Origin of the sequence: Pseudomonas wuhanensis (assembly GCF_030687395.1) — a bacterium.
GTDB lineage: Bacteria > Pseudomonadota > Gammaproteobacteria > Pseudomonadales > Pseudomonadaceae > Aquipseudomonas > Aquipseudomonas wuhanensis.
Genome location: NZ_CP117430.1, coordinates 1944436 through 1969148, shown reverse-complemented (window position 1 = coordinate 1969148; position 24713 = coordinate 1944436). Strand labels below are relative to the sequence as shown.

The following is a 24713-nucleotide window of genomic DNA, read 5'->3' as shown; positions in this document are numbered from 1 at the left end:
TTACAAAACGTGAGGAATCGGCTCAATTGACCCAACCGGGCAATTGGTACACCGTTGTGTCTCGGTATCAGTCATCACCCGTTAATTTACACAGGGACGTGAAAAACAATGAATGGAACCCCCTTAAGGGCCTCAACAAGCGCAAGCAACAACGGCATCGACCACTTGAATGGTTTTAACGCAAGGAGCCAGTTACTCCATGCAAAGCCATGACCTCAGACTACCGGTAACTCCGGTCGCGCCGTTCGCAGAAAATCGCGCCAATCATCAGGCTGAACTCAAAAACAGCGCAAAATCCGCCGGAGAAGTTGATATGGAACCTCGCGTCATTGAACTGGAGACACACCTCAAGTACATCCGAAGAGACATGGATGAAGTCCGGGATGACGTCAAATCCATCAAACACCGGCTTGCCTATTCAGCTGGTGGAACAGCCGTGATCCTGGGGCTTCTGGCCTGGATCGCCAACAGCCGCTTCGACCAGGTCGTGACACTTCTGGCACGTTAAGGAATGGTCATGCACGCAAGCCCAATGCGATCAACCGGGCTTGCGTGGGAATACCAGTACCTGTATCAGCTCAAGACTTCACTCAGCGGGATGAAGCTCACACAATCACCCTCGATCAGCGTACGGTCTTCCAGCACTTCAACCAGACCGTCAGCCCAGGCAGCACTGCGCAGTACGCCAGAGCTCTGATTCCTGTAGATGATTGCCCGGCCATTCTCCAGACGTCCGCGCAAGTACTCACGTCGGTTGCCGGCCTTTGGCCAGACAAACCCTGCCGGCACCTGAAACTTCAGGGGCTCAACCTCTTTTACGCCTTGGCGGCGCAAAAGGTAAGGCCTTGCCAACAGAGCAAAAGTCACCAGGGTCGATGCCGGATTGCCGGGTAAACCAATCACAGGCACGCCACGAAAATGCCCGAACGTCAGTGGTTTGCCTGGTTTGATGGCAAGCTTCCACAGAGTCAATTCGCCCTCTTCCCGCAAGGCAATGCCCAGGAAGTCGGCCTCTCCCACCGATACGCCACCGGTCGAGAGAATCAGGTCGACATCCTTTAACTCACCAAGGCGGGCACGAGTGGTCGCTAAATCATCGGGAAGAATGCCGGCATCGATCACCTCACAACCCAAGCGCTGCAACCAGCTACAGAGCAATACCCGATTACTGTTGTAGATCTGTCCCGGCCCAAGGACCTGACCTGGCTCAATCAACTCATCACCGGTAGACAATACCGCAACACGAATTTTGCGAACCACGTCCAGCTCAGCGCATCCCAGCGATGCCGCCAGCCCCTGCTCGATTGGCCCCAGACGCGTTCCGGCGGGCAAGATCAGCTCACCAACGGTGGCTTCCTGGCCTTGTGGACGGATGTTCTTTCCTGGGGTCATGGTCTCGGTGAAACGCACCCGTTCATCCGCCTGAACCTCGACGTTCTCCTGCATCTCGACACAGTTGGCACCTGCGGGCACAGGCGCGCCGGTGAAGATCCGCGCACAGGTACCCGGCTTCAAGGGCTCAGGGGCCTGGCCTGCAAAAATCTTCTGACTGACCACCAACGGCTCTCCCGTCCAGTCGGCCAAATGCAAGGCATAACCGTCCATTGCACTGTTGGGCCAAGGCGGCAAATCAAGTGTCGAGACCAGGTCAGTGGCCAGTACACGCCCCTGAACCTGTGCCAACGGCAAGCATTCGTGCTCACCAATCTTCGAGGCGTCAGCCATTTCCAGTAAACGCGCCAGTGCCACCTCGACAGCCATCAGACTGCCAGTCTTGCCTGGCTTACCCCCGGGATTCACAGGGTGCCGCCTGTTTCAGATGGGTCACGAAATTGCACGGACGGTGACGCGAATCCAGTTGCTCGGCAAGAATGCCGTCCCAACCGGTGCGCACCGCATTGGTGGAGCCCGGCAAACAGCACACCAGCGTGCCATTGGCCAGCCCCGCCAAGGCCCGGGACTGAACCGTCGAGGTGCCGATATCCGCTACCGATATCTGCCGGAACAACTCACCAAAACCATCCACCTGTTTATCCAGCAAGCAACTCACGGCTTCGGGCGTGCTGTCGCGACCGGTGAACCCGGTACCGCCGGTGATCAACACCACTTGCACGACCTCATCGGCAATCCAGTTGGCGACTTGCGCGCGAATTTTGTAGAGGTCATCTTTAAGCAGCACACGGGCCGCCAGGTTATGACCCGCAGCGCTCAAACGGTCGACGAAGACCTGGCCTGAGGTATCGGTTTCCAGGGTACGGGTATCGCTGACAGTCAGCACCGCGATGTTGAGCGGTGCGAAAGGTACATCAGCCTTGGCTTTCATAGGCTCGTCCAGTTGTAGGAGAAACAGCCCGGTGTTATATCACAGCGCCTCATTTATTCGCCGCCCCCATGGAGAAGTGCGATGACTTCGAATACACCTCTGGCGCCTTGCTCCATTCTGCTCCTGGCCGGCGGTCGCGGCCAACGCATGGGTGGTCAGGACAAGGGTTTGCTGGATTGGCACGGCGAGCCACTGATCGCGCATCTACACCGTAAGACGCGCCCGCTGAGTGATGACCTGATCATCTCCTGCAACAGAAACCTGGAAAAATATGCGCCTTATGCGGATCAGTTGGTCCATGACGACGAAGGCGACTTTCCGGGACCATTGGCAGGTATTCGCGCAGGCCTGAAAGCTGCCCGCCACCCTCATCTGCTGGTGCTGCCCTGCGATGTGCCACGCATCGATGCCGCGCTGCTCCAGAGCATGCGTGAAACCGCCGGGCAACATCCGGACAAACCGCTGATGCTGCGCCATGGCGAACACTGGGAACCCTTGCTGTGCATGATTCCCGTCGCCCTTTCAGCAGCTTTCGAGACCGCCTGGAACGAAGGCGAGCGCAGCCCGGGCCGCCTTATGCGCAAACTAGGCGCCACAGCCCTGCAATGCCCGGATAACGACCCTCGCCTGGCCAATCTCAATACGCCAGAACTGTTAAGCACACACCGCACTGTGTCAGACTGACACGCGAAGGAACTTGCGCGCGTTGTATACGTCTCAAGCTCAGCAATCAAAAGAATTCCCATTCGGAGACACACTCATGACTCAACGGACCCTCGCCACTTTCATGCTCGCACTGGGCCTTGCGACCCTCGCCGGTTGCGCATCGCCTACAGTGATCACCTTGAATGACGGTCGAGAAATCCAGGCCGTCGACGCGCCTAAGTACGATGAAGAATCGGGCTTTTACGAATTCGAACAACTGGATGGCAAGCACACCCGCGTCAACAAAGATCAGGTCCGTACCGTTAAAGATCTGTAATCTTTACGGCGACAACCGGATACAGAAAAGCCCGCTTTAAAAGCGGGCTTTTTCGTGACTGAAGAAAAGCAGAGTCGTTAGCCCTGTGATCACCACTGCAAGGTGATGGTGCTTTCGAATTCTCTTTCCTGCCCCGTGACCGGATCAACAAATCGCAGCCCCTGAGCCAATAGCTTCAAGGGGTTGGCATAGTCATCTTCTACGTCCTTGAGCACCTGCGGATAGAACGGGTCATTGCAGATGCTGGCCCCCAGGGCGGTCATGTGAACTCGCAACTGATGTTTCTTGCCCGTCACCGGGTACAGCGCATAACGCCAGAGTTCACCGTTTTTTTCCCTGACCTCGACAGCCGTCTCGGTATTGCTGACACCCGGACCTTCTTGCATGCGAAAAAACGGCTCGCCATCGACAAGTCGACTTTTATGGACCAACGGGAAGGAATGTTCCGGCAATGCCCGGGCGATTGCTTCATAGCGCTTTTCGATCTGGCGTGTAGGAAATAATGACTGATACGCCGACCGACTCTGAGGGTTGGCTGAAAAAAGCACCAGCCCCGCCGTATGCCGGTCAATGCGATGCAAAGGCACCAGATGCGGGTTATCAAGGCGACGGATCAGCCGCCGCAGCAATGTCTGCTCCACGTATTCGCCCGCCGGAGTCACGGGCAGAAAGTGTGGTTTGTCTGCTACCACCAGATGCTCGTCGGCATAGAGGATCGACTCCACCACCGGGATCGTTTTTTCGTCCGGCACCTCACGAAAATAATGAATCCGCAGACCTTCCTTGTAAGGCAGGTCCAGGGCGATCGGCAGCCCTTGCCCATCGAGGACACGACCGCGAGCAATTCTGTCCAGCCATTGTTCACGACCGATGGCGCTGAAGTGCTCGCACAGGCAATCGAGTACGGTCTGCCACGGCCCCGGCGGCAGATAGAGCGTGCTGGCCTGGTTATGTGCAGCAGAAAAAGATGAAATGGACATACGAAAAGCTCTAACCCTCAATGCAGGGCGGCATTATCCAACAGTGGCCGGAACGAACCTAGAAGAGAATCCTCAGGCCGGTATCGACTGTGTTCGAGCAGCCGCTTCGGTGAACTCCTTGAGCCAGCGCAGCACATCGACCGCTTCCCAGCGACCCGGATCATAAAGCGCATACAACAAACCCTGATAGCCCACGACGTCCAGTTGTCGGTGATAGCCCGCACGCTGGAACAAGGCTTCAATTTCGGCGAAACAGGTATTGAAATGCAATTTGTTGAAGGGCGTTTTCCCCTCCGTGACCAGGCCATCCAGACGCAATTCGAGGACGGCCTCACGCACCACGTCCGCCGACATCCGGTTCACGCTGTTTTTCAATTGTTCGACATTGACCAAGGCTCATCCCTCTGACGTCCGGGATCGGCTGCCAAACCCGAAACAGGGAACGCATGGCAGGCAATCTGAATAACTGTATGCCCATACAGTAACCGAATAACCAACCTTTCGCCAATGGATGAAACGAGGACTGCGACAGGTGGGGCGTCTTCAACCGGCGTCGCGGCTCAGGAACGCTACAACCTGATCCGCATCGAAGGGCCAATCGAGTTCAGCGCCGTTATCAAGACGCCGCAGCACCGGTATACGCAAACCATAGTCTTCGACCCAGTCTTCGTTTTCGGCGATGTCGACCAACTCCACCAACAAACCGTTTTCGACAAAGGGCATCAGAAGTGCTTCGGCGACTTCACAAAGATGGCAACCAAGGGTGCCGAATAGGCGACATTCAGGAGGCATGACAACAAGACCCATCGAAGTAAGCGCTCATTCTAGGCCCGCTATCAAAAGCCGTCGAGCCGCTGCCCGATCTGTCTGAGCAATGGCTGATTTCAAGAGATTTCGGCAAACTCCTGACGCAAATCATTCGCCTCGACTGTCACTTGCGCGATGCTCGCCTCTTTTTTGCCTCTACGCTTGAGTAGCCAGAACCCTCACCGGAGTTTTTTGTGTTCGCCAATCTGTTGATCATCTTCACCTCCTCTCTGGTGGTGATTGCACTGTTCCAGCGCCTGCGCTTGCCACCGGTGCTGGGCTACCTGTGCGTAGGGCTGATGATCGGGCCGACCGCGTTCAACTGGGTGAATGAAAGCGAAGAGTTGCCCGACCTTGCCGAGTTGGGCGTGGTGTTCTTGCTGTTCTCCCTCGGGCTCGAGTTTTCCCTGTCGAAAATGTTTGCACTGCGCCAAGTGGTATTTGGCCTGGGCAGCCTGCAAGTGCTGCTTTGCGGGATAGTGCTGGGGGGGTTGCTGATGCTGTTTGGCATGCCAACCATACCTGCACTGTTACTCGGTACCGGTTTGGCGCTGTCGTCCACCGCCATTGTCAGCAAGGAGTTGGGCAGCCTCGGTGAGCTTTTCAGCCGCCACGGCCAGAATGCCATCGCCGTGTTGTTGTTCCAGGACGTGGTCGCGGTGTTGCTGCTGACCCTGGTGCCGGTGTTCGCCGGCAGCAGCGATCAGGCCTGGTATTGGGCGCTGCCATTGACGCTGGGCAAGACCATGGTGCTATTCGTCGGTCTGCTGCTGGTCAGTCGCTGGTTTCTGCCACGGCTGTTCCATGAAGTCGCCGCGTCCCGCTCCGCAGAGCTGTTCGTGCTATTGGCGCTGGTGATCGTTTTGCTGACGGCCTGGCTGACTCACTTGCTTGGCCTCTCCCCAGCCCTGGGCGCCTTTCTCGCCGGCATGCTGCTAGGCGAAAGCCACTACCGACATCAGATCGAGGCGGACATCCGTCCGTTCCGCGACATTCTGCTTGGGGTGTTCTTCGTCAGCATCGGCATGCTGATCGACTTACGGCTGTTTGCCAGCCACGGCCTGCTGATTCTCGGCCTGACGCTGGGATTGCTGCTGATCAAAGGCACCGTGGTCGCGCTGCTGGTCAAATGGCGCGGCAGCGATGTCGAAACCGCCTGGCGCAGCGGCCTGGCATTGGCTCAAGGGGGCGAATTCTGCTTTGCCCTGATGGCGCAGATGCAGCAGAGCAAACTGATGCCCGCCGACTTCGGTGGCCTGCTGCTGGCCGCCACGTTCTGCTCGATGCTGATGACGCCTTTACTGCTGCGCGCCGCGCCCCACATCGCCACGCGCCTGCACCACAAGCCCAACGAAGAAGCCGAACTCGAAGAAATCAGTGCGCTCAACGCGGGCTTGCACAATCACGTAGTGATTTGTGGCTACGGTCGCGTAGGTCAGTCCATCGGGCGGGTTTTGCGTAATGTAGATCAACCTTACATTGCGCTGGATACCGACCCGGTGCGGGTTCAGGAAGCAGCCGTCAATGAACGCTGTGTTCATTACGGCGACTCACGTCGCGGCGAGCTGCTGGTCGCGATAGGGCTGGAACGCGCCAGACTGCTGGTGGTCGCCGTGGACAAGACGGACATCGCACTATTGATACTCAAGGAAGCACGCCGCTTCAACCCGAGTGTGTCGATCCTGGTGCGCACACGGGACGACAGTCAGTTGGCCGAGTTGAAGGCGGCTGGCGCCAGCGAAGTCGTACCCGAGTTGCTGGAGTCGAGCCTGATGCTTGCCTCACACGCGCTGATCATGCTGGGCATACCCGGCCAGCAGGTGCGAGACCGGGTCGACCAGGTACGGCGTGACCGTTATCGCCTGCTGCACGGTTTTTACCCCGGTGCTGACGATGAGGAACAGTGATTCAATCTTGACTCACGGCACCGATCTTGTGCACCGACAAGTCCGCGCCGTAATACTCCTCTTCCTGGCTCAGGCGCAGACCAAACAACGCATTGATCACGCCATACACCGCAAAACCGCCGGCCAGCGCCACAATCACCCCCAGAGAAGTGCCGATCAACTGGCTGACCAGGCTCACGCCCCCCAAACCACCCAAGGCGGCTTGACCAAAGATGCCGCAAGCGATTCCGCCCCAGACACCGCACAGTCCATGCAGAGGCCAGACGCCCAGCACATCATCGATATGCCATTTGCCTTGAGCCGCGGTAAAGCACCAGACAAACAGAGCCCCGGCGATGGCACCGGTCACCAATGCGCCCACCGGATGCATCAAGTCCGAACCGGCGCAGATCGCCACCAACCCGGCCAATGGGCCGTTATGCAGGAAGCCCGGGTCATTGCGCCCGACGATCAACGCTGACACGGTACCGCCGACCATAGCCATCAGCGAGTTCACCGCCACCAGCCCGCTGACCCCTTGCAGGGTCTGGGCGCTCATCACGTTGAAACCGAACCAGCCGACGATCAAAATCCACGAACCCAACGCGAGAAAGGGAATGCTCGACGGTGCGAATGCCACCAGTCGTCCGTCGCGATAACGACCTTGCCTTGGGCCGAGCAACAACACCGCCGCGAGTGCCAGCCAGCCGCCCATGGCATGAACCACCACGGAGCCTGCGAAGTCATGGAAGCTGGCGCCAAAACGTTCCAGCAACCAGGCTTGCAGACCAAAGTTGCCATTCCAGATCATGCCTTCGAAGAAGGGATAGATGAACGCCACGATCAGCGCCGTCGCACACAACTGCGGGACGAACCGGGCGCGCTCGGCGATGCCACCGGAAATGATTGCCGGTATTGCCGCAGCAAAGGTCAGCAGAAAGAAAAATTTCACCAGCCCATAGCCATGGTCGGCAGTAATCACCGCCGCCGGTTGCATGAAAGTGACCCCATAAGAAATCCAATAGCCTATAAAGAAGTAGGCCAGGGTCGAAATGGCGAAGTCGCTGAGGATCTTCGACAAGGCATTGACCTGGTTCTTTTGTCGAACCGTACCCACCTCGAGAAAGGCGAAACCGGCGTGCATGGCCAGGACCATGACCGCACCGATAAGGATGAACAACGTATTGGAGCTATGGACCAGACTGTCCACAGCACTTTGCAGATTTTCCATGGATTGGCAGACCTGAAGGCTGAAAAAAGCACCAAAGCAGTTCGCGCAGATGGCTTACGCACCAAGTTGCAGCTCACCCAGACCGCAGCGCTGATCTGGATGAACCGGTTTGGCGCACAAAACCGCTGCCTCTGCGCGAGTTTTGATTATTTGAGTTAAGGTTTTCCTGAAATCATGCCCGGCAACAGCGCAATGGCGCAGGCTGACGCACCACGACACAGCAAAAGTTGTACCAGTCATTTGTACTGAACCTTCACGCAAGGCTCATACTCGAACGCTTCAGAAGCCACTTACGGAGATCACCAATGGCACGCACCACAGCAAAGACTGCTCAAGAAGTTCTGATGGAAGATTTTCAGACGCTGGTCACCGACACTGAAAGGTTGCTGGAACACACCAAATCCCTGGCTGGCGATCAAGCCGATGAGTTGCGCCAGCAGATCCATGACAGTCTGCTGCGCGCGCGGGAAACCCTGAGATTGACCGAAGACTCTGTGCGCGAGCGCGGCAAAGCGGCTGTCACTGCCACGGAAGATTACGTCCAGGCCAACCCATGGCAATCGGTCGGAATCGCGGCTGGCGTGGGTTTCCTGATTGGCCTGCTAGCCACTCGGCGCTGATATGGCGATCGGCGAATCCGGCCCGTCCGCGACGGGCACCGGCTCATCACCGCGGCGCCTCGGTGCCGCGTTTCTTGGACTGCTGCACAGTCATGTCGAACTGTTCGGCATTGAATTGCAGGAACAAAAAGCACGCACCGTAAGCCTGTTACTGTTTGCCGGCCTGACGCTGGTCTTTGCCTTGTTATTGCTGGTGGGCTTGTCGACGCTGGTGTTGATCCTGTTTTGGGACACCTATCGCCTGGCAGCAATCATCGGGCTTTGTGTGTTCTATACCCTCGCGGCGTTGTTCTGTGCGATGCGCTTGAGAGCAGCGATTTTCGATGAGTCCTCGCCCTTCCACGGCACCCTGGAAGAGTTGGCCAATGATCGGGAGCGTCTGTTGCCATGAACATGCCTGAACTTCCCCGCAACAGCTCGCGCACAGAAATGCGCAAGGCGCTGATTCGCCTGCGCATGGAAATGCATCGCCAGGAAATTCGCCACGAATCCCAACACCTGCTGCACCCCCTGCAACGGGTGCGTGGCATGACGCAAAACCTGCAAGACGGCCTCGGTATCAAACACGCCCCGCTCTGGGGCATCGCGGCCGTGATCGGGTTGGGCTTTCTGACCGGTAAGGGTGCCAAGGGTGGCGGTATCGGCAACCTGACTCGGCTGGCTCGCTTGGGCGTCACGCTGGGGCCACTGATCAAGCTGATCATGCAGAACTCGCGCAAACACTAATCGGTCCCACCACAAGGATTAACCTCTTTATCGAGAGGTTAATCCGCTCGATATCGATGCCGCGGGGCTGTAGTTCTTCTTGCACGGACCGACGCGAACCGGGAAGCTAGGGAATCAGTCACCTGACGGAGAAACCAGCCTTGGATTGGCAAACCCTGCTTACCCGCGAACGCCTCGGAAAGCCTGTGCACAGCCCGGAAGAACTCGGCCGCAGCCCTTTCCATAAAGACCACGACCGCATCATTTTTTCGGGCGCGTTTCGCCGTCTCGGGCGCAAGACCCAGGTCCATCCGGTCTCCAGCAACGATCACATCCACACGCGCCTGACCCACTCGCTGGAAGTCAGTTGCGTTGGTCGTTCGCTGGGCATGCGCGTAGGTGAAACCATCCGTAGCGCCCTGCCCGACTGGTGCGAACCAAGCGACCTGGGAATGGTAGTGCAATCGGCTTGCCTGGCCCATGACATCGGTAATCCGCCCTTCGGTCATTCCGGTGAAGACGCGATCCGCCACTGGTTCCAGCAGGCCGCAGGCCGTGGCTGGCTGGATGCGATGAGCGAAGCCGAACGCAATGACTTCCTCAATTTCGAAGGCAATGCCCAAGGTTTCCGGGTGCTTACCCAGCTTGAATACCACCAGTTCGAAGGGGGAACCCGGCTGACCTACGCCACTCTGGGCACCTACCTGAAATACCCATGGACTGCTCGACACGCCGACTCACTGGGCTACAAGAAGCACAAGTTCGGCTGCTATCAGAGCGAACTGCCGCTGTTGGAGCAAATCGCTCATAAACTCGGCCTGCCCCAGCTGGACGAACAGCGCTGGGCGCGCCATCCACTGGTGTATCTGATGGAGGCCGCCGACGACATCTGCTATGCGCTGATCGATCTGGAAGATGGCCTGGAGATGGAACTGCTGGAATACACCGAAGTCGAGTCCCTGCTGCTGAACCTGGTGGGCGATGACCTCCCGCAAACCTATCGCCAACTCGGTCCGCAGGATTCGCGTCGGCGCAAACTGGCGATCCTGCGGGGCAAAGCCATCGAACACCTGACCAACGCAGCAGCCCGAGCGTTCGTCGAGCAACAGGATGCGCTGCTGGCCGGCACGTTGCCTGGCGACCTGGTGGAACACATGCACGGCCCCGCCAAACGCTGCGTCTTGAATGCCAAGGACATGGCGCGCAAAAAAATCTTCCAGGACAAGCGCAAGACGCTCCATGAAATCGGCGCCTACACCACCCTGGAAATTCTGCTCAACGCCTTTTGCGGCGCGGCACTGGAGCAGCACAACGGCCGTACGCCATCCTTCAAGAGCCGTCGCATACTCGACCTGTTGGGCAACAATGCGCCCGATCCTCATGGCCCATTACACACCTCCTTCTTGCGCATGATTGATTTCATCGCCGGCATGACCGACAGCTATGCCAGTGAAATGGCGCTGGAAATGACCGGTCGTTCAAGCCACGGATAAAAGCGCCTCGATCAGCCGTGTCAGACGCCTGAACGGCTGATCGAGCCTCTCGACATTCATCTGTATTTCAACGTCGACAGAATCGCCCTACACCTTGTGCAGAGCTGACTGATCGATTGTTCGGCCGTCTCGCGAAATAATCGCACTCCCCCTGCTCGACAGATGGCGCATGAAAACTCCTATGTTCAAACATGATTGGCGCATTTTGCTGGTGGAAGATCATCCCTTTCAGCTACGGGCGACTCAATACCTGCTCGAGAGTTATGGCTTCACCCAACTGACCGCCACTGACAGTGCCAAAGGCGCCTTGCAACAAATGCTCAAGGCTGCGCAACCATTCGATATCCTTCTGTGCGACCAATGCCTGCCCGACCTTCCAGGCCTCGATTTGATCGAATACGCCAGTCACCGGGGGATGATCAGACAGGCAATACTTCTGAGCAGCCTGACATCCGTCGAACTGGACGAACTTAAAGTAATGGCCTACGAGCATGGACTGCCCTTGCTCGGTTACTTGATCAAGCCATTGAAACAATCAGACTTCAGAAATTTGTTGACCTTGGCCTCACCATAAAAATGAAAAAAACCAAACACACTAAAATCATGACCAAAACATAGATTCACACCTCTAACTCAGCGCTTTCAACCTCTTGACTATCCCCACCGAACTTTTGCCCTTCCTCATGCAAAACCTAGTTGATACGTAGTCCTGTTCTTCTTCGGTTGTAGGACTTTTCCTATAATGCCACTACAGCCACATCAGTTCATGCGCCCCCTCAACTATCTGAGCTAAGGTGCGCGCTTTATTTGTGCACGTATGGGATTTGATTATGAACTCCGTTTTTATTGTCGACGATCACCCTGTTATCCGCCTTGCCGTTCGAATGCTGCTGGAACATGAAGGTTACAAAGTCGTCGGCGAAACTGATAATGGGGTCGATGCAATGCAGATGGTTCGCGAATGCATGCCTGACCTGATCATCCTCGACATCAGCATTCCCAAACTGGATGGGCTGGAAGTTCTCTCCCGTTTCAACGCCATGAGCACACCCTTAAAAACACTGGTATTAACTGCACAGTGCCCGACACTTTTCGGTATTCGCTGCATGCAATCCGGTGCATCGGGATATGTCTGCAAACAAGAAGACCTCAGTGAACTGATGAGTGCGATCAAAGCGGTCTTATCAGGTTACAACTATTTCCCCAGTCAAGCCTTGAACCCTGTTCGTCGTGACGATGAGCGCTGGGCCGACCTGGAATTATTTAAATCCGTTAATGATCGAGAGCTGATGGTATTACAACTTTTCGCTCAGGGTCGCACCAACAAAGAAATCGCCAGAGGCATGTTTCTCAGCAACAAAACAGTCAGCACTTATAAAAAACGACTCATGCAAAAACTCAAAGCCAAATCCCTGGTTGAACTCATCGATATGGCAAAACGTAACGCATTAGTGTGAGAAACAGGATGCCCAGTCGTTTCAAGGATTGCCTAATACTCATGGCCGCGGGTTTATGCCTGAGCACCTCAGTACTCGCGGCTCAGACAGCCAGCGAGCACTACACTCTGCTCAGTCGCTCGACGGCCGGGCACATGGAAGTCCAACTGGATGCCTCACAACGACAATGGGTTAAAGACAAACGTGAATTGATCCTGGGTACATCGGCCCCGGATTATCCTCCTTTCGACCTGACCCTCAGCGGCCATGACTATGAAGGTTTCACCGCCGATTACGCAGGCATCCTCGGCAAGGCCATAGGGTTACCGGTCAAGATTCAGCGCTTCGCCTCCCGGGGGAGCGCGATCGAGGCGCTGGAAAAAGGCCAGGTCGACATGCTTGGCACCGCCAATGGGTTCGAGGCCGACAATGCCGACATTGCCCTATCCACGCCTTATGCGGTGGATCAACCCGTGCTGGTGACACGAGAAGGAGAAACCAGATCGCTGACCGATGGACTTGCCGGCATGCGGCTGAGCATGGTGTATCACTATCTGCCTCTGGACGAGGTCAGGGCGCTGTATCCGAAGGCAATCATCACCTCCTATCCGTCCTACCAGAATGCGATCAATGCGGTTGCCTTCGACCAGGCCGACGTTTTTCTCGGCGACACCATTTCAACCCACTACATGATCAACAAGGGGTATCTGAACAACATCCGCATGGCCAACTTCGGTAAACACGAAGCCCATGGTTTCAGCTTTGCCGTGCAAAAGGGCAACCCGAATCTGCTCACGATCATCAACGCGGTACTCAAGGCCATCCCCACCAGCGAGCGAGAAAACATCGCCAAACGCTGGAGTGCCGGCAGCGACATTCTTCTTACCGATCACAAACTGCAACTCAGCCACCGCGAAGAACGCTGGCTGGCACAACATCCGGTCGTGCGCGTCGTGGTCAATGAAGCGTTTGCGCCGCTGACGTTTTTTGACAGCGACGGCAACTTTCGAGGCGTCACGGCTGATCTGCTCGAGCTGATCAGATTGCGCACCGGTTTGCGTTTCGAAATCCAGCGCAGCCGCAGCGATGACGAGATGATCGAGCAGATCGCTAACCATCAGGCCGACCTGATCGCTGCCCTGCTCCCCAGCGTCCAACGTGAAACGATGTTGAACTTCAGCCGCCCCTATCTGGAAAATTCCTTTGTACTGCTGACGCGCAAAGCGGCCGACAGCCCGACAAACCTCACGCAACTGCAGGACAAACGCCTGGCCATCGCCAAAGGCAATCCACTGGTGGACTACCTGCGCAGCGAGTTTCCGCGGATCAATCTGGTTGAAACCCCGGACACGTTCAGTGCCGTGGAGTTGCTCGCCGAGGGCCAGGCAGAAGGTGCAGTGAACTCTCTGGTGATCGCCAACTACTTCATCTCATCGCGGATCTTCGAACAGACACTTCAGATCACCACCACCATTGGCACCCGACAGGCAGCGTTTTCCCTGGCGACCGGACGCGACGCCAAAGAACTGAATGCCATCCTCGACAAGGCACTGCTGAGCATCGCACCGGAAGAGCTGGGGATCATCAACAACCGCTGGCGTGGTTATTCAGCGGTCACGCAAAGTACCTGGCGTAACTATCACCGAGTGTTCTATCAGATCGTTATCAGCGCCGGCGTGTTGCTGCTGATATCCGTTGCCTGGAACGCCTACATGAGACGCCAGATAAAACAGCGGCAGGCGGCCGAGCGCGCATTGAACGATCAACTGGAGTTCATGCGATCGCTGGTCAATGGCACACCTCATCCCATTTACGTGCGTGATCGCCAGGGATTGCTGCAAAGCTGCAACGACAGTTACCTGGCAACCTTCTGCGCGAAACGCGAAGACATCATCGGTAAAGGTGTCATGCAAGGCAGCCTCGGAAACGCCTTCGAAGCACGGGAATATCAGGCGGACTACCAGCGCGTCATGACCGAGGGAACACCGCTGATTCTCGACCGTCCGTTGCACATCGACGACCGCAAGCTGACGATCTATCACTGGATTCTCCCCTATCGAGACTCGAGTGGTGACGTACAAGGCATCATTGGCGGCTGGATCGACATCAGCGAACGCCGGCAACTGTTCGATGAACTGCGGGCCGCAAAAGAGCAGGCCGATGCTGCCAACCGAGCTAAAAGCACCTTCCTGGCGACCATGAGCCATGAGATTCGCACGCCCATGAATGCCATCATCGGCATGCTCGAACTGACACTCAAACGTATCGATCACAGTCATCCGGATCGACCCGCCATCGACGTCGCGTACCACTCGGCGAAAGACCTGCTGGAACTGATCGGGGATATCCTCGATATTGCGCGCATCGAATCCGGACGTCTGAGCCTGAGCCCGGAGCGCGTCAATCTGGCCGAAACCGTAGCGTCGGTGATGCGGATCTTCGAGGGGTTGGCCCGACAGAAAAATCTCGGACTGCAACTGCAATTCAGTCCTGCCAAACCGGCGACCGATGTCGTGTTGGACCCGATGCGTTTCAAGCAGGTGCTGTCCAATCTGATCAGCAATGCCATCAAGTTCACCCAACAGGGCCAGGTCAGGATCAACGTCGAGTTGCAGCCGACCGACGCGCCCGACCGGGTCCAGTTGCAGTTGCGGGTTGAAGACAGTGGCGCAGGGATCAGCGAGGAGGATCAACAGCGGTTGTTCGAGCCTTTCGTCCAGGCCGATAACTCCGGCCAGTCAGCCAGAGGCGGTGCGGGGCTGGGCCTGGTAATCAGTCGCAATCTGTGTGAAATGATGGGCGGCAACCTGCAATTGAACAGTCAGCCGGGAGTCGGCACCCAAGTCAGGGTTTCGCTGAACCTGGCCACCCTGCCGACGGAACGAATGCCGGAACCTGTCGAGCCGCAAATTCACCCGAGCACTGCCCCCTTGAACGTACTGGTGGTCGATGATCACCCGGCCAATCGCTTGCTGATGTGCCAACAACTGGAGTTTCTGGGGCATCGGTTCAACGTCGCAGCGGATGGCGAGGCGGGGTTCGAGGCATGGAAAAGTCAGCCATTCGACCTGGTGATTGCCGATTGCAACATGCCGATCATGAATGGATATGAGCTGGTCCGTGCCATTCGCCAACATGAACAGCACCTGCAGCGCCCTCCCTGTACCGTTCTGGGCTTCACCGCCAACGCGCAGCCTGAGGAAAGACAACGCTGCAAACTGGCCGGGATGGACGATTGCCTGTTCAAACCCCTCAGCCTGACGGCCTTGAGCCAATGGGTCGAAGGCATCACGCCGTCGGTCCGCGAGCCGGCCTTCAGTCTGGAAGGGTTGCACCTGTTGACCGGTGGCAACCCGACACTGAACCAGCGATTGTTGACCGAACTGCTGAACAGCAATCGCCTGGACTGCAAAGCGCTGCTGGCGTTATCCGGGTCAAAGGACCGGCAGTCACTCCTCGACATTGCCCACAAAATCAAGGGCGCGGCCCGAATCGTCCAGGCATCGCGACTGATCGACAGCTGCGAGGCGCTCGAACAGGCCTGCAATAACAGATTCCACCACAATGAAGTGGCCGATTGTAGCAAGTCCATGGAGCGCGCCATGCTCGAACTGGAGCAGGCATTGCAACAACAGATGGCACGCCATGACAAAAGCAAAATGAAGGAGCATTAACTATGCTTGAAGGCTGAGCAGTGAGTTAATCATCATGGAGAAAGCTGCAATGCCCAGCCCACTGCGCCCGGATCAACGCCAGTTCCCTCTGCACATCCATATCAGCGTGATGTTCACCTTCCTGTTGCTACTGGCCGGGGTGGTACTGGGCATTTTCAACTATCAGCAAACCACCCAGATCATTCTTTCCAGCAGCGAAAAGCTCTTCAACCGCATCGAGCAGGATGTCCGTCTGGACCTGCATCGCACCTATCAGCCGATTCGTCATCTGCTGAGCCTGCTGGCGGACAATCCGGCGACCCAGGCGCCCGACCTTGAGCAGCGCCTGGCGTTGCTCAAGCCCTTCAGCCAATCACTCAAGGACAACCCCGACCTGGCCTCGCTGTACCTGGGCTACAGCAATGGCGACTTCTTCATGGTTCGTCCTTTGCGCACCGGCGCCTTGAAAACGCTGGTCAAGGCACCGGAGACGGCGGCGTTTCAGGTATGGAGCATCGAGCACCCAGGCAGCGGTCAGATCCGCTCCCAATCATTGTTTTTCGATCAGAACCTGGCCCTCATCAGCCGTCAGGACAACCCCGACGAAACCTACGATCCCCGTGCCCGCGCCTGGTTCTCCAGCGCCCGCGGCGACCATGATCAGATCACCACCGAGCCCTACCTTTTTTTCTCCACCCACAACGTCGGCACCACTCTGGCCCGGCGCAGTGGCGAGCATGCGGTGATGGGGGCCGACCTTACGCTGGCTGAACTGTCGGCGACCCTGGCCGACCATGTGGTGACCCCCAGTACCGAAATTGTGCTGTTCGATGCCGAGGGTAATGCCATCGCTTACCCAGATAGCAGCAAACTGATCGTCGACGACCAGTCGGCCCGGCTGATCAAAGCCGCAGACCTGAGCCCCACCCTCGCAGCCCTGCTCACCAGCCCCCACAAGGTCAAACGCCTGAACGCCGCAGGCCGCCAATGGATCGTGGCGCGCAGCAGCATCCAGGAGGGTGGCCCGCAGGGGCTGCAATTGGCGCTACTGGTGCCGGAGGACGAATTGCTCGTGGATGCCTACCGTATGCGCTGGCAAGGCGCATTGATTACCCTGGCGACGCTGCTGTTGTGCCTGCCGATGGGTTGGCTGACCTCGAGAATCCTGGTCAAACCCTTGCGCGCCCTGGTGCAGGAAGCCGATGCGATTCGCAGTTTCGATTTCAATTTTCCGGCCTCCCGTCGCTCGCCGGTGCTTGAAGTCGACCAACTGAGCGTGTCGATGGCACGCATGAAAGACACCCTGGCGAGTTTTTTCCGGATCACCGACAGCCTGAGCGCCGAGACCCGTTTCGCCCCCTTGCTGCAACGGGTGTTGTTTGAAACCGTGAAGATCGGCCAGGCCCAGGCCGGCCTGCTCTACCTGCGGGAAAGTGATGACGATCGCGTGGAGCCTCATGCGCTGGTCATCAATGGCAGCTCACAGGCATTGCCGTCATTCGCCATTCAAGGACACACACCTCAGGGTCCGCAGAGCCCTCAATGGATGCAGACATTGTCGAACGCCAACAATGTCGTCACCAGCCTGGGTTTCGAAGAAGCGGGGGATTTGCAGAAGGTTTTGCTAGCATTGGAGTACCCACGGGTTCATCTGATCGGTATCCGGCTGCACAATCGTCATAACGAAACCGTCGGGCTGCTGGTGCTGTTGCTGGCCGACAGCGGCACGCAGGATGACCTGGAAAAACTTCGCCCGGATCGCATCGCATTTCTTCAGGCGGTTTCCGGTGCCGCCGCCGTGAGTATCGAAAGTCAGCGCCTGCAAGCCAAACAGAAACAGTTGCTGGACTCTTTTATTCAACTACTGGCTGGCGCGATCGATGCCAAGAGTCCCTACACCGGTGGTCATTGCCAGCGGGTGCCGGAACTGACGCTGATGCTGGCGCAGGCGGCCGCAGCCAGTCAGGACCCGGCCTTCAGCAGCTATCAGCCCACCGACGATGAGTGGGAAGCCCTGCACATCGCTGCCTGGCTGCATGATTGCGGCAAGGTCACCACCCCTGAATACGTGGTCGACAAAGCCACCAAGCTTGAGACCTTGAACGACCGCATCCACGAAATCCGTACCCGTTTCGAAGTGCTCAAGCGTGATGCCTGGATCAACTATTGGCAGGCCATCGCCCTGGGAGGTGACGAGCAGCATCTGGCGCAATTGCGCAATGCGAACCTGGCGGCGCTGGATGATGATTTCGCGTTCATCGCCCGCTGCAACCTCGGCAGCGAGGCTATGGCCGAGGCCGATCTGCAACGCCTGAACACCATCGCCCAACGCACCTGGACTCGAACCCTGGATGATCGACTTGGGGTTTCGTGGGAAGAGAACCGTCGCCAGGCCCGGACCCCAACGCCGACCCTGCCAGTCAGCGAGCCGCTGCTGGCGGATAAACCCGAACACTTGCTCGAACGCGCCGACAGCGAACTGATCCCGGCCGACAATCCCTGGGGGTTCAAGCTCGACGTACCTCGCTACAAGTACAACCGGGGCGAGCTCTACAACCTGAGCATCACCCGAGGCACACTGACCCGCGAGGAGCGATACATCATCAATCATCACATGGTGCAGACGATTCTGATGCTCAGTCACCTGCCTTTCCCCGGCCACCTCAGTAACATCGCGGAGATCGCCGGCGGCCACCACGAAAAAATGGACGGCACCGGTTATCCCAAACGGTTGAAGCGCGAAGACATGAGTTTGCCAGCGCGGATGATGGCGATTGCCGATATTTTCGAAGCGCTGACCGCCGCCGATCGCCCCTACAAGAAAGCCAAGTCCTTGAGCGAAGCGCTGGGCATCATGGCCACTATGTGCCGTGACGCCCACATTGACGCTGAGTTGTTCGGGCTGTTCATCAATGACGAAGTCTATTTGCAGTACGCCAACCGTTTTCTCGACCCACGACAGATTGATGCGGTCGACCCGTCAAGCCTGCTGATCAAGGCCGGCTTGATGGCCTGATCAGCAGTCGGTCAGACGCAGGAAAATCGCCGCCAGTTGCTCGATACCTGCCTGATCGTCCGCAGTAAAACGCGCGAGTTTCGGGCTGTCGAGGTCGAGCACACCGATCAGTCGACCGTCCTTGACCAGCGGTACCACCAGCTCGCTGTTCGAGGCACTGTCGCACGCGATGTGCCCGGGGAACGCATGTACGTCTTCAACCCGTTGAGTCTGCAAGGTGGCCGCCGCCGCTCCGCACACACCGCGACCGAATGGAATCCGTACACAGGCGATCTGCCCCTGAAACGGGCCAAGCACCAGTTCTTCGTTGCGATTAAGGTAGAAACCGGCCCAGTTCAGGTCATCGAGCTGATTGAACAGAAACGCCGAAAATTGTGCGGCGTTGGCGATAAAATCACGCTCGTCTGCCAGCAATGATTCCAGCTGTGCCCATAGCATGCCGTAGCCCTCCAGGCCCTGGCCGCTCTTTTGTAAATCGATCATGCCTTGTGCTCCAACAGCTTCAGCCCGACCCAATAGCGGGCAAATTGATACGCGCAACGTCCGTTGCGATTGCCCCGGCCCGTGGCCCAGCGCACTGCGAGGATGTCCAGTTCTTCGTCACGCTGCCACTCAAGGCCGGCCTTGTCGGCCAATTGGCCGATCCAGTGTTCGACGACGTTGAGGAAATGCTCCTGAGTAAACGGATAGAACGACAGCCACAGACCAAAACGGTCCGACAGCGCGATCTTGTCTTCCACCGCCTCACTGGGATGGAGTTCGCCATCGACCCTTTTCCAGTTTTCGTTATCGCTTTCCTTTTCCGGCACCAGATGGCGACGGTTCGAGGTGGCGTACAGCAGAACGTTGTCTGGCGCCTGTTCGAGCGAACCATCGAGCACGCTCTTGAGCACGCGGTAATCGCCCTCGCCCGACTCGAACGACAGGTCATCGCAGAACAGTACAAAGCGCTGAGGCAACTTGGCGATCTGCTCGACCACGCGCGGCAAGTCAGCCAAATGATCGCGCTCGATCTCAATCAGTCGCAGGCCGCTCTTGGCGTGTTCCGACAGCAAGGCGCGCACCAGCGACGATTTACCGGTGCCACGCGAACCCCAGAGCAAAGCGTGGTTGGCCGGCATGCCGTCGAGAAACTGCCGGGTGTTGCGGCCCAGTTGCTCCAGTTGCCGGTCAACACCGATCAAGTCGGACAAACGCGTGTCCAGGCTCACTTGCAGCGGCAACAGAAAACCGCTGCGCCCCTCGCGCTGCCAGCGTGCGGCCAGGCAGTGCGTCCAGTCGATGGCTTGCCGAGGCGCGGGAAGCAACGGCTCGATACGAGCCAGAACGGCATCGGCGCGTTCAAGAAAAGCATTCAATCGGGAATCCACGTCTTCTCCTCGGGCTCATTCACGGTAATGATGGCGATACAGCGACGAAACACAGCGTCTACACCCCCTCCAGGTGTTTTGCGAGAACATCGGTATCCATTGATGATCGACTATGCTTGAGCAGCGAAGGGAAACGGAAGTGGTTCAACATCCCATGGACATCAAGTTCAGCCACCGGCTGTCGTACAAACAAGCCAGGATTACGGTACTGGCTGGCTTCATTCTGGGCACGCTGCTCAGCCTGCTGCAAATAGGCATCGATTATGCCAGCGAAGACGCCTCCATCAACCGTGAAATACTGTCGTTGCTGGAAATCAGCCATAACCCCGCATCCCGCATCGCCTACAACATCGATGCTGAACTCGCTCAGGAACTGGCCCTGGGTCTGTTGCGCTCCCCGGCAATCATCGGCGCGCAATTGACCGACAACAACAGTACCGTGCTGGCCAGCGTCAAACGTCCGGGCCTGGAAAACAATGACCGGATGATCAGCGACTTCCTGTTCGGCGCCAACCGGCAGTTCGAAGACCGTCTTTATCTCGACCACTTGCCGGACGAATCCCTCGGGACCTTGCGCCTGGAAGTCGATACCTACACCTTCGGCAGTCGTTTCCTGCGCCGGGCCGAAGTGACCCTGCTCAACGGCTTCGCGCGCAGCCTGATTCTCACGGGCATTCTGCTGGCGCTGTTTTACGTGATGCTGACCAAACCGCTGGTGCGGGTTATCCGCGAACTCAGTGGTCGTGATCCGCGCAGCGCGGAACCGACACTGCTGGAGTGTCCGACGGGGCATGAAAACGATGAAATCGGGGTCTTGGTCGAGGTCGCCAATCAGCAGTTTGAAAACATCGCCACCGAAATCCAGCAACGGCGCAACGCCGAGAACCGCCTGACCGATTACCTCTCGCAACTGGAAAACATCGTCTCGGCCCGCACCGCGGAGCTCAAGGCGATCAATACCCGCCTCAGCCAATCCAACGAGGAACTGGAAGTCGCCCGCAGCACAGCCCTGGACATGGCCGAAGCACGCTCGGTGTTCCTGGCCAACATGAGTCATGAAATCCGCACGCCCCTCAACGGTTTGCTGGGGATGATCGCGCTCTCGCTGGACGGCCCGCTCAATGCCGAGCAGCAGCAACAGCTGTCCATCGCCCATGACTCGGGCAAAGTGCTGGTGGAACTGCTCAACGATATTCTCGACCTGTCGAAGTTCGATGCCGGCCAGCTCGAACTCGAACACATTCCATTCGACCTTGGTTCGCTGATCGAAGACACCGCCAACCTGCTGTCCCAGAACGCCGCGCCGAGTGTCGAGCTGGCATGCCTGATTGACCCGCAATTTCCCGCACTGGTGCTCGGTGATCCGACCCGGGTCCGGCAGATCGTCAGCAACTTGTTGTCCAACGCCCTCAAATTCACTCGTTTCGGACGGGTCGATGTGCGTCTTTCAACGTTCGAAGACGGTGTGCGAATCGAAGTCTGCGACACTGGCATCGGCATCGCCCAGGACGCGCAGGTCAAGATCTTCCAGCCGTTCACCCAGGCCGGTGCCGGCATTACCCGGCAATTCGGCGGGACCGGGTTGGGCCTGGCGCTGACGTATAGCCTCTGCGAAGCCATGCAGGGGCGTCTGACGATCAGCTCGGAAGCGGGCTTCGGCAGTCAGTTTTGCGCCGACCTGCCCCTGCCCTGCCATACCCGGGCCATTTCCCCGGCAGCACTGCGGGGCAACATCGTCGCGATTACCGCCGCCAGCAGCGGTCTGGCGGAGCTATTGAGCAGTCTGCTGCCTGGATGGGGGCTCAACTATCAGCAGCGTTCCATCGATGACCGATTGATCGGCCTGCAGCCGGATGTGCTGATCACCGACTGCCCCGAATGCCTGTTTGGCCTGCGTCCCACCTTCACCGCGCCGATTCTGCTGGTGACCGCTTACGGCAGTTTCCTGCCCAGCGAGCAAGTCAACGCCCTCGCGCCCTTGCAGCAACAGGCGCGGCCTCTGGCGCGCAATGCGCTTTACCAGGCGTTGCGGCGGATCCTGCAGCCGGAACTCACCACGATCAACGGTGCCCGGATCGAAGCCATCTCACCCCAGCGACGCGGACGCATCCTGCTGGTGGAGGACAATCCGGTCAATCAGTTGGTGGCCAAGGGAATGCTCGGAAAACTCGGTTGCGAGGTGAGCGTCGCGGCCCACGGCGGCGAAGCGCTGGATCAGCTTGAGCAGAGCGAATTCGATCTGGTGCTGATGGATTGCAACATGCCGGTGATGGATGGCTATGAAGCCAGTCGGCAGATTCGTCGCAGCGGGCGCTGGCCACAGTTGCCCATCGTCGCCCTGACCGCCAACGCCATGTCCGAAGAACGCGAGCGCTGCCGTGCGGCGGGCATGAGTGACTACCTGGCCAAACCTTTCCGCCGGGAAGAACTGGCCGCCCTGCTCGACTTGTGGATACCCACTACGACAGCGCTTTGATTTGCCCCAACAAGTGATCGAGGCCATCGCGCAGATCATTCAGGCGATCCAGATCGACGCCGCTATCGCACAACAGCCGGGCCTTGAGCGGCCCGACCTGATCGCGCAAGGCTTTGCCGGCGGGCGACAGGCTCAAGTGCACCTCACGCTCATCGCGCGCCGAACGCTGACGCTGCACCAGCTGCAGTTGCTCAAGGCGCTTGAGCAGCGGCGTCAGGGTCCCGGAATCCAGTGCCAGACGCTCACCCAAGGCCTTGACCGTCGGCTGCTCCGGCGCCGTCTCCTGCCATTCCCACAACACCAGCATCGCCAGGTATTGCGGGTAAGTCAGGCCCAACTGATCGAGCATCGGCTTGTAGGCACGGATCACCGCCCGAGAAGCGGCGTACAGCTTGAAGCAGAGCTGACTGTCGAGCTTCAGCGAATCAACTGACAACGTGTTCATTTGAGCAGGGCTTCGATCTCGCGGCTCAGGTCCTGCGGCTTGGTCGCTGGAGCAAAGCGCTTGACCAGTTGGCCGTCCTTGCCGATCAGGAACTTGGTGAAGTTCCACTTGATACCTTGGGAACCCAGCACGCCCGGGGCGCGCTTTTTCAGCTGCACGAACAGTGGATGGGCGTCGGCACCATTCACTTCGATCTTCTTGAACAGCGGGAAACTCACCCCGTAATTCAACTCGCAGAACTCGGAAATCGCCCCCTCGTTGCCCGGCTCTTGCTTGCCGAACTGATTGCAGGGAAAGCCGAGCACCACCAGGCCTTGATCCTTGTAGGTCTGCCACAGCTCTTCGAGGCCTTTGTACTGTGGGGTGAACCCGCATTTGCTGGCGGTGTTGACCACCAGCACCGCTTTGCCGGCGAAATCGGCCAGGGTCTTTTGCTCGCCCTTGATGGTGGTACAAGGGATGCTCAGCAGGTTGTCGCTCATGGCACGAACTCCGAATGAAGGAAGATCAAACATAGCGAGCAATTGAATTGTGTGCAATTTAATAAATCAATAGCCCCCACACACGCCTCCCCTTGGAGCCGCCGAAGGCTGCGATCTTTTGACTTTGTTTTAAAAGACAAGATCAAAAGATCGCTGCCTTCGGCAGCTCCCCCAGAAATTACATGCGCGGCATCAGGAAATTATTCGCGGGGAACGAGGTCCAGGCACACCGAATTGATGCAGTAACGCAAGCCAGTCGGCGGCGGACCGTCCGGGAACACATGCCCCAGGTGCGCATCGCACTTGGCGCAGACCACTTCGGTGCGGATCATGCCGTGGCTGACATCACGGATCTCGACCATCGCGCTGCCGTCGATCGGCGCGTAGAAGCTTGGCCAGCCACAGCCGGAATCGAATTTGGTTTTGGAGTCGAACAGCGGTGCGTTGCAGCAGATGCAATGGTAGACACCGTCGGTTTTGGTGCCGTTGTATTTGCCGGAGAATGGCCGCTCGGTGCCTTTGAGGCGGCACACGTTGTACTGCTCCGGATCGAGCATTTCACGCCATTCTTCCAGGGTTTTTTGCAACTTTTCCATCGTTACACCTCAGCAGCTGAAAAAGCCCGATCTGTACCTTTTCCACGGATCAGGCGGCACGTATGATTGCGCCTCGTCAAACGCCAGTCTGGCAGCCAGACCACGCGCATTCAAACGGATTTATGAGTGCCGCCGCTCAAGGCGTCAGGCCTGTGTGAATACGCAGGATTCCCAGTACGGTCGTTCATACGCCGCCTGGATCGTTCATTTTC

General features: G+C 57.8%; 24 protein-coding genes. 13 read left to right on the top strand and 11 right to left on the bottom strand.

Annotated elements, in window-relative coordinates; all coding sequences use genetic code 11:
• Positions 1–199: 199 nt before the first annotated feature.
• Positions 200–508, top strand: a complete 309-nt coding sequence (locus PSH88_RS09065; RefSeq protein WP_305425886.1) for a hypothetical protein — start codon at positions 200–202, stop codon at positions 506–508.
• Positions 509–573: 65 nt separating this feature from the next.
• Here the strand turns inward: PSH88_RS09065 and PSH88_RS09060 are convergent, their stop codons facing one another.
• Both PSH88_RS09060 and moaB read right to left on the bottom strand, forming a co-directional pair.
• Positions 574–1800, bottom strand: coding sequence for a molybdopterin molybdotransferase MoeA (locus tag PSH88_RS09060; RefSeq protein ID WP_305425885.1), 1227 nt, complete (start codon positions 1798–1800; stop codon positions 574–576).
• Positions 1784–2323: a molybdenum cofactor biosynthesis protein B gene (moaB, locus tag PSH88_RS09055; RefSeq protein WP_007940044.1), complete on the bottom strand. Its 540-nt coding sequence runs from the start codon at positions 2321–2323 to the stop codon at positions 1784–1786. Before moaB ends, PSH88_RS09060 begins: the two co-directional genes overlap by 17 nt.
• 81 nt (positions 2324–2404) lie before the next feature.
• On the opposite strand from moaB, the gene mobA reads away from it, so the two are divergent.
• A complete protein-coding gene (mobA, locus tag PSH88_RS09050) occupies positions 2405–3007 on the top strand; it encodes a molybdenum cofactor guanylyltransferase MobA (RefSeq protein ID WP_305425884.1) in 603 nt (200 codons plus the stop codon).
• A 76-nt stretch (positions 3008–3083) separates the two neighbouring features.
• Positions 3084–3305: a YgdI/YgdR family lipoprotein gene (locus PSH88_RS09045; protein WP_007895056.1), complete on the top strand. Its 222-nt coding sequence runs from the start codon at positions 3084–3086 to the stop codon at positions 3303–3305.
• 89 nt (positions 3306–3394) lie between these two features.
• Here the strand turns inward: PSH88_RS09045 and PSH88_RS09040 are convergent, their stop codons facing one another.
• From PSH88_RS09040 to PSH88_RS09030, 3 genes are all read right to left on the bottom strand, one after another.
• A complete protein-coding gene (locus tag PSH88_RS09040) occupies positions 3395–4285 on the bottom strand; it encodes a pseudouridine synthase (RefSeq protein WP_305425883.1) in 891 nt (296 codons plus the stop codon).
• 72 nt (positions 4286–4357) lie between these two features.
• Complete coding sequence (locus PSH88_RS09035) at positions 4358–4678, bottom strand: hypothetical protein (protein WP_007895054.1); 321 nt, start codon at positions 4676–4678, stop codon at positions 4358–4360.
• Positions 4679–4828: 150 nt separating this feature from the next.
• Positions 4829–5077 carry a glutaredoxin family protein gene (locus PSH88_RS09030; RefSeq protein ID WP_301271539.1) on the bottom strand — a complete coding sequence of 83 codons (249 nt, stop codon included), beginning with the start codon at positions 5075–5077 and terminating at the stop codon, positions 4829–4831.
• 209 nt (positions 5078–5286) lie between these two features.
• On the opposite strand from PSH88_RS09030, the gene PSH88_RS09025 reads away from it, so the two are divergent.
• Entirely contained in the window at positions 5287–6999 is a 1713-nt protein-coding gene (locus PSH88_RS09025) for a cation:proton antiporter (RefSeq protein ID WP_305483515.1), read from the top strand.
• 1 nt (position 7000) lies between these two features.
• On the opposite strand, the gene PSH88_RS09020 is transcribed toward PSH88_RS09025, so the two are convergent.
• Complete coding sequence (locus PSH88_RS09020) at positions 7001–8209, bottom strand: ammonium transporter (RefSeq protein ID WP_305425879.1); 1209 nt, start codon at positions 8207–8209, stop codon at positions 7001–7003.
• A gap of 305 nt (positions 8210–8514) precedes the next feature.
• On the opposite strand from PSH88_RS09020, the gene PSH88_RS09015 reads away from it, so the two are divergent.
• The 8 genes from PSH88_RS09015 (at position 8515) to PSH88_RS08980 (ending at position 19132) form a co-directional block, all read left to right on the top strand.
• Entirely contained in the window at positions 8515–8829 is a 315-nt protein-coding gene (locus PSH88_RS09015; protein WP_008009371.1) for an ElaB/YgaM/YqjD family protein, read from the top strand.
• 1 nt (position 8830) lies between these two features.
• Positions 8831–9220: a phage holin family protein gene (locus PSH88_RS09010; protein WP_007895049.1), complete on the top strand. Its 390-nt coding sequence runs from the start codon at positions 8831–8833 to the stop codon at positions 9218–9220.
• Positions 9217–9555, top strand: coding sequence for a hypothetical protein (locus PSH88_RS09005; RefSeq protein ID WP_305483514.1), 339 nt, complete (start codon positions 9217–9219; stop codon positions 9553–9555). Before PSH88_RS09010 ends, PSH88_RS09005 begins: the two co-directional genes overlap by 4 nt.
• 140 nt (positions 9556–9695) lie before the next feature.
• The gene (locus tag PSH88_RS09000; RefSeq protein WP_305425878.1) at positions 9696–11027 is read left to right on the top strand and encodes a deoxyguanosinetriphosphate triphosphohydrolase; all 1332 of its coding nucleotides are present in this window, start codon (positions 9696–9698) and stop codon (positions 11025–11027) included.
• A gap of 169 nt (positions 11028–11196) precedes the next feature.
• Positions 11197–11601 carry a response regulator gene (locus PSH88_RS08995; protein WP_305425876.1) on the top strand — a complete coding sequence of 135 codons (405 nt, stop codon included), beginning with the start codon at positions 11197–11199 and terminating at the stop codon, positions 11599–11601.
• 256 nt (positions 11602–11857) lie between these two features.
• On the top strand, positions 11858–12484 hold the full coding sequence (locus PSH88_RS08990; RefSeq protein WP_305425875.1) for a response regulator transcription factor: 627 nt from the start codon (positions 11858–11860) through the stop codon (positions 12482–12484).
• A gap of 8 nt (positions 12485–12492) precedes the next feature.
• Positions 12493–16137 (top strand): transporter substrate-binding domain-containing protein, encoded by a 3645-nt coding sequence (locus tag PSH88_RS08985; protein WP_305425874.1) that lies wholly within the window; start codon positions 12493–12495, stop codon positions 16135–16137.
• A gap of 49 nt (positions 16138–16186) precedes the next feature.
• Positions 16187–19132 (top strand): HD domain-containing phosphohydrolase, encoded by a 2946-nt coding sequence (locus tag PSH88_RS08980; RefSeq protein ID WP_305425873.1) that lies wholly within the window; start codon positions 16187–16189, stop codon positions 19130–19132.
• On the opposite strand, the gene PSH88_RS08975 is transcribed toward PSH88_RS08980, so the two are convergent.
• Together PSH88_RS08975 and PSH88_RS08970 are read right to left on the bottom strand one after the other, a co-directional pair.
• On the bottom strand, positions 19133–19615 hold the full coding sequence (locus PSH88_RS08975) for a GAF domain-containing protein (protein WP_007940023.1): 483 nt from the start codon (positions 19613–19615) through the stop codon (positions 19133–19135).
• Positions 19612–20502 (bottom strand): ATP-binding protein, encoded by an 891-nt coding sequence (locus tag PSH88_RS08970; protein WP_305425872.1) that lies wholly within the window; start codon positions 20500–20502, stop codon positions 19612–19614. The genes PSH88_RS08975 and PSH88_RS08970 overlap by 4 nt, the downstream gene beginning before the upstream one ends.
• Positions 20503–20656: 154 nt before the next feature.
• Between PSH88_RS08970 and PSH88_RS08965 the strand changes: the two genes are divergently transcribed.
• Complete coding sequence (locus PSH88_RS08965; RefSeq protein WP_305426960.1) at positions 20657–22978, top strand: hybrid sensor histidine kinase/response regulator; 2322 nt, start codon at positions 20657–20659, stop codon at positions 22976–22978.
• Here the strand turns inward: PSH88_RS08965 and PSH88_RS08960 are convergent.
• The 3 genes from PSH88_RS08960 to msrB form a co-directional block, all read right to left on the bottom strand.
• Positions 22962–23423 carry a MarR family winged helix-turn-helix transcriptional regulator gene (locus PSH88_RS08960; RefSeq protein ID WP_007895038.1) on the bottom strand — a complete coding sequence of 154 codons (462 nt, stop codon included), beginning with the start codon at positions 23421–23423 and terminating at the stop codon, positions 22962–22964. The genes PSH88_RS08965 and PSH88_RS08960 overlap by 17 nt on opposite strands.
• Positions 23420–23905: a glutathione peroxidase gene (locus PSH88_RS08955; RefSeq protein ID WP_008009392.1), complete on the bottom strand. Its 486-nt coding sequence runs from the start codon at positions 23903–23905 to the stop codon at positions 23420–23422. Before PSH88_RS08955 ends, PSH88_RS08960 begins: the two co-directional genes overlap by 4 nt.
• 200 nt (positions 23906–24105) lie before the next feature.
• Positions 24106–24501, bottom strand: a complete 396-nt coding sequence (msrB, locus tag PSH88_RS08950) for a peptide-methionine (R)-S-oxide reductase MsrB (protein WP_305425871.1) — start codon at positions 24499–24501, stop codon at positions 24106–24108.
• Positions 24502–24713: the final 212 nt, after the last annotated feature.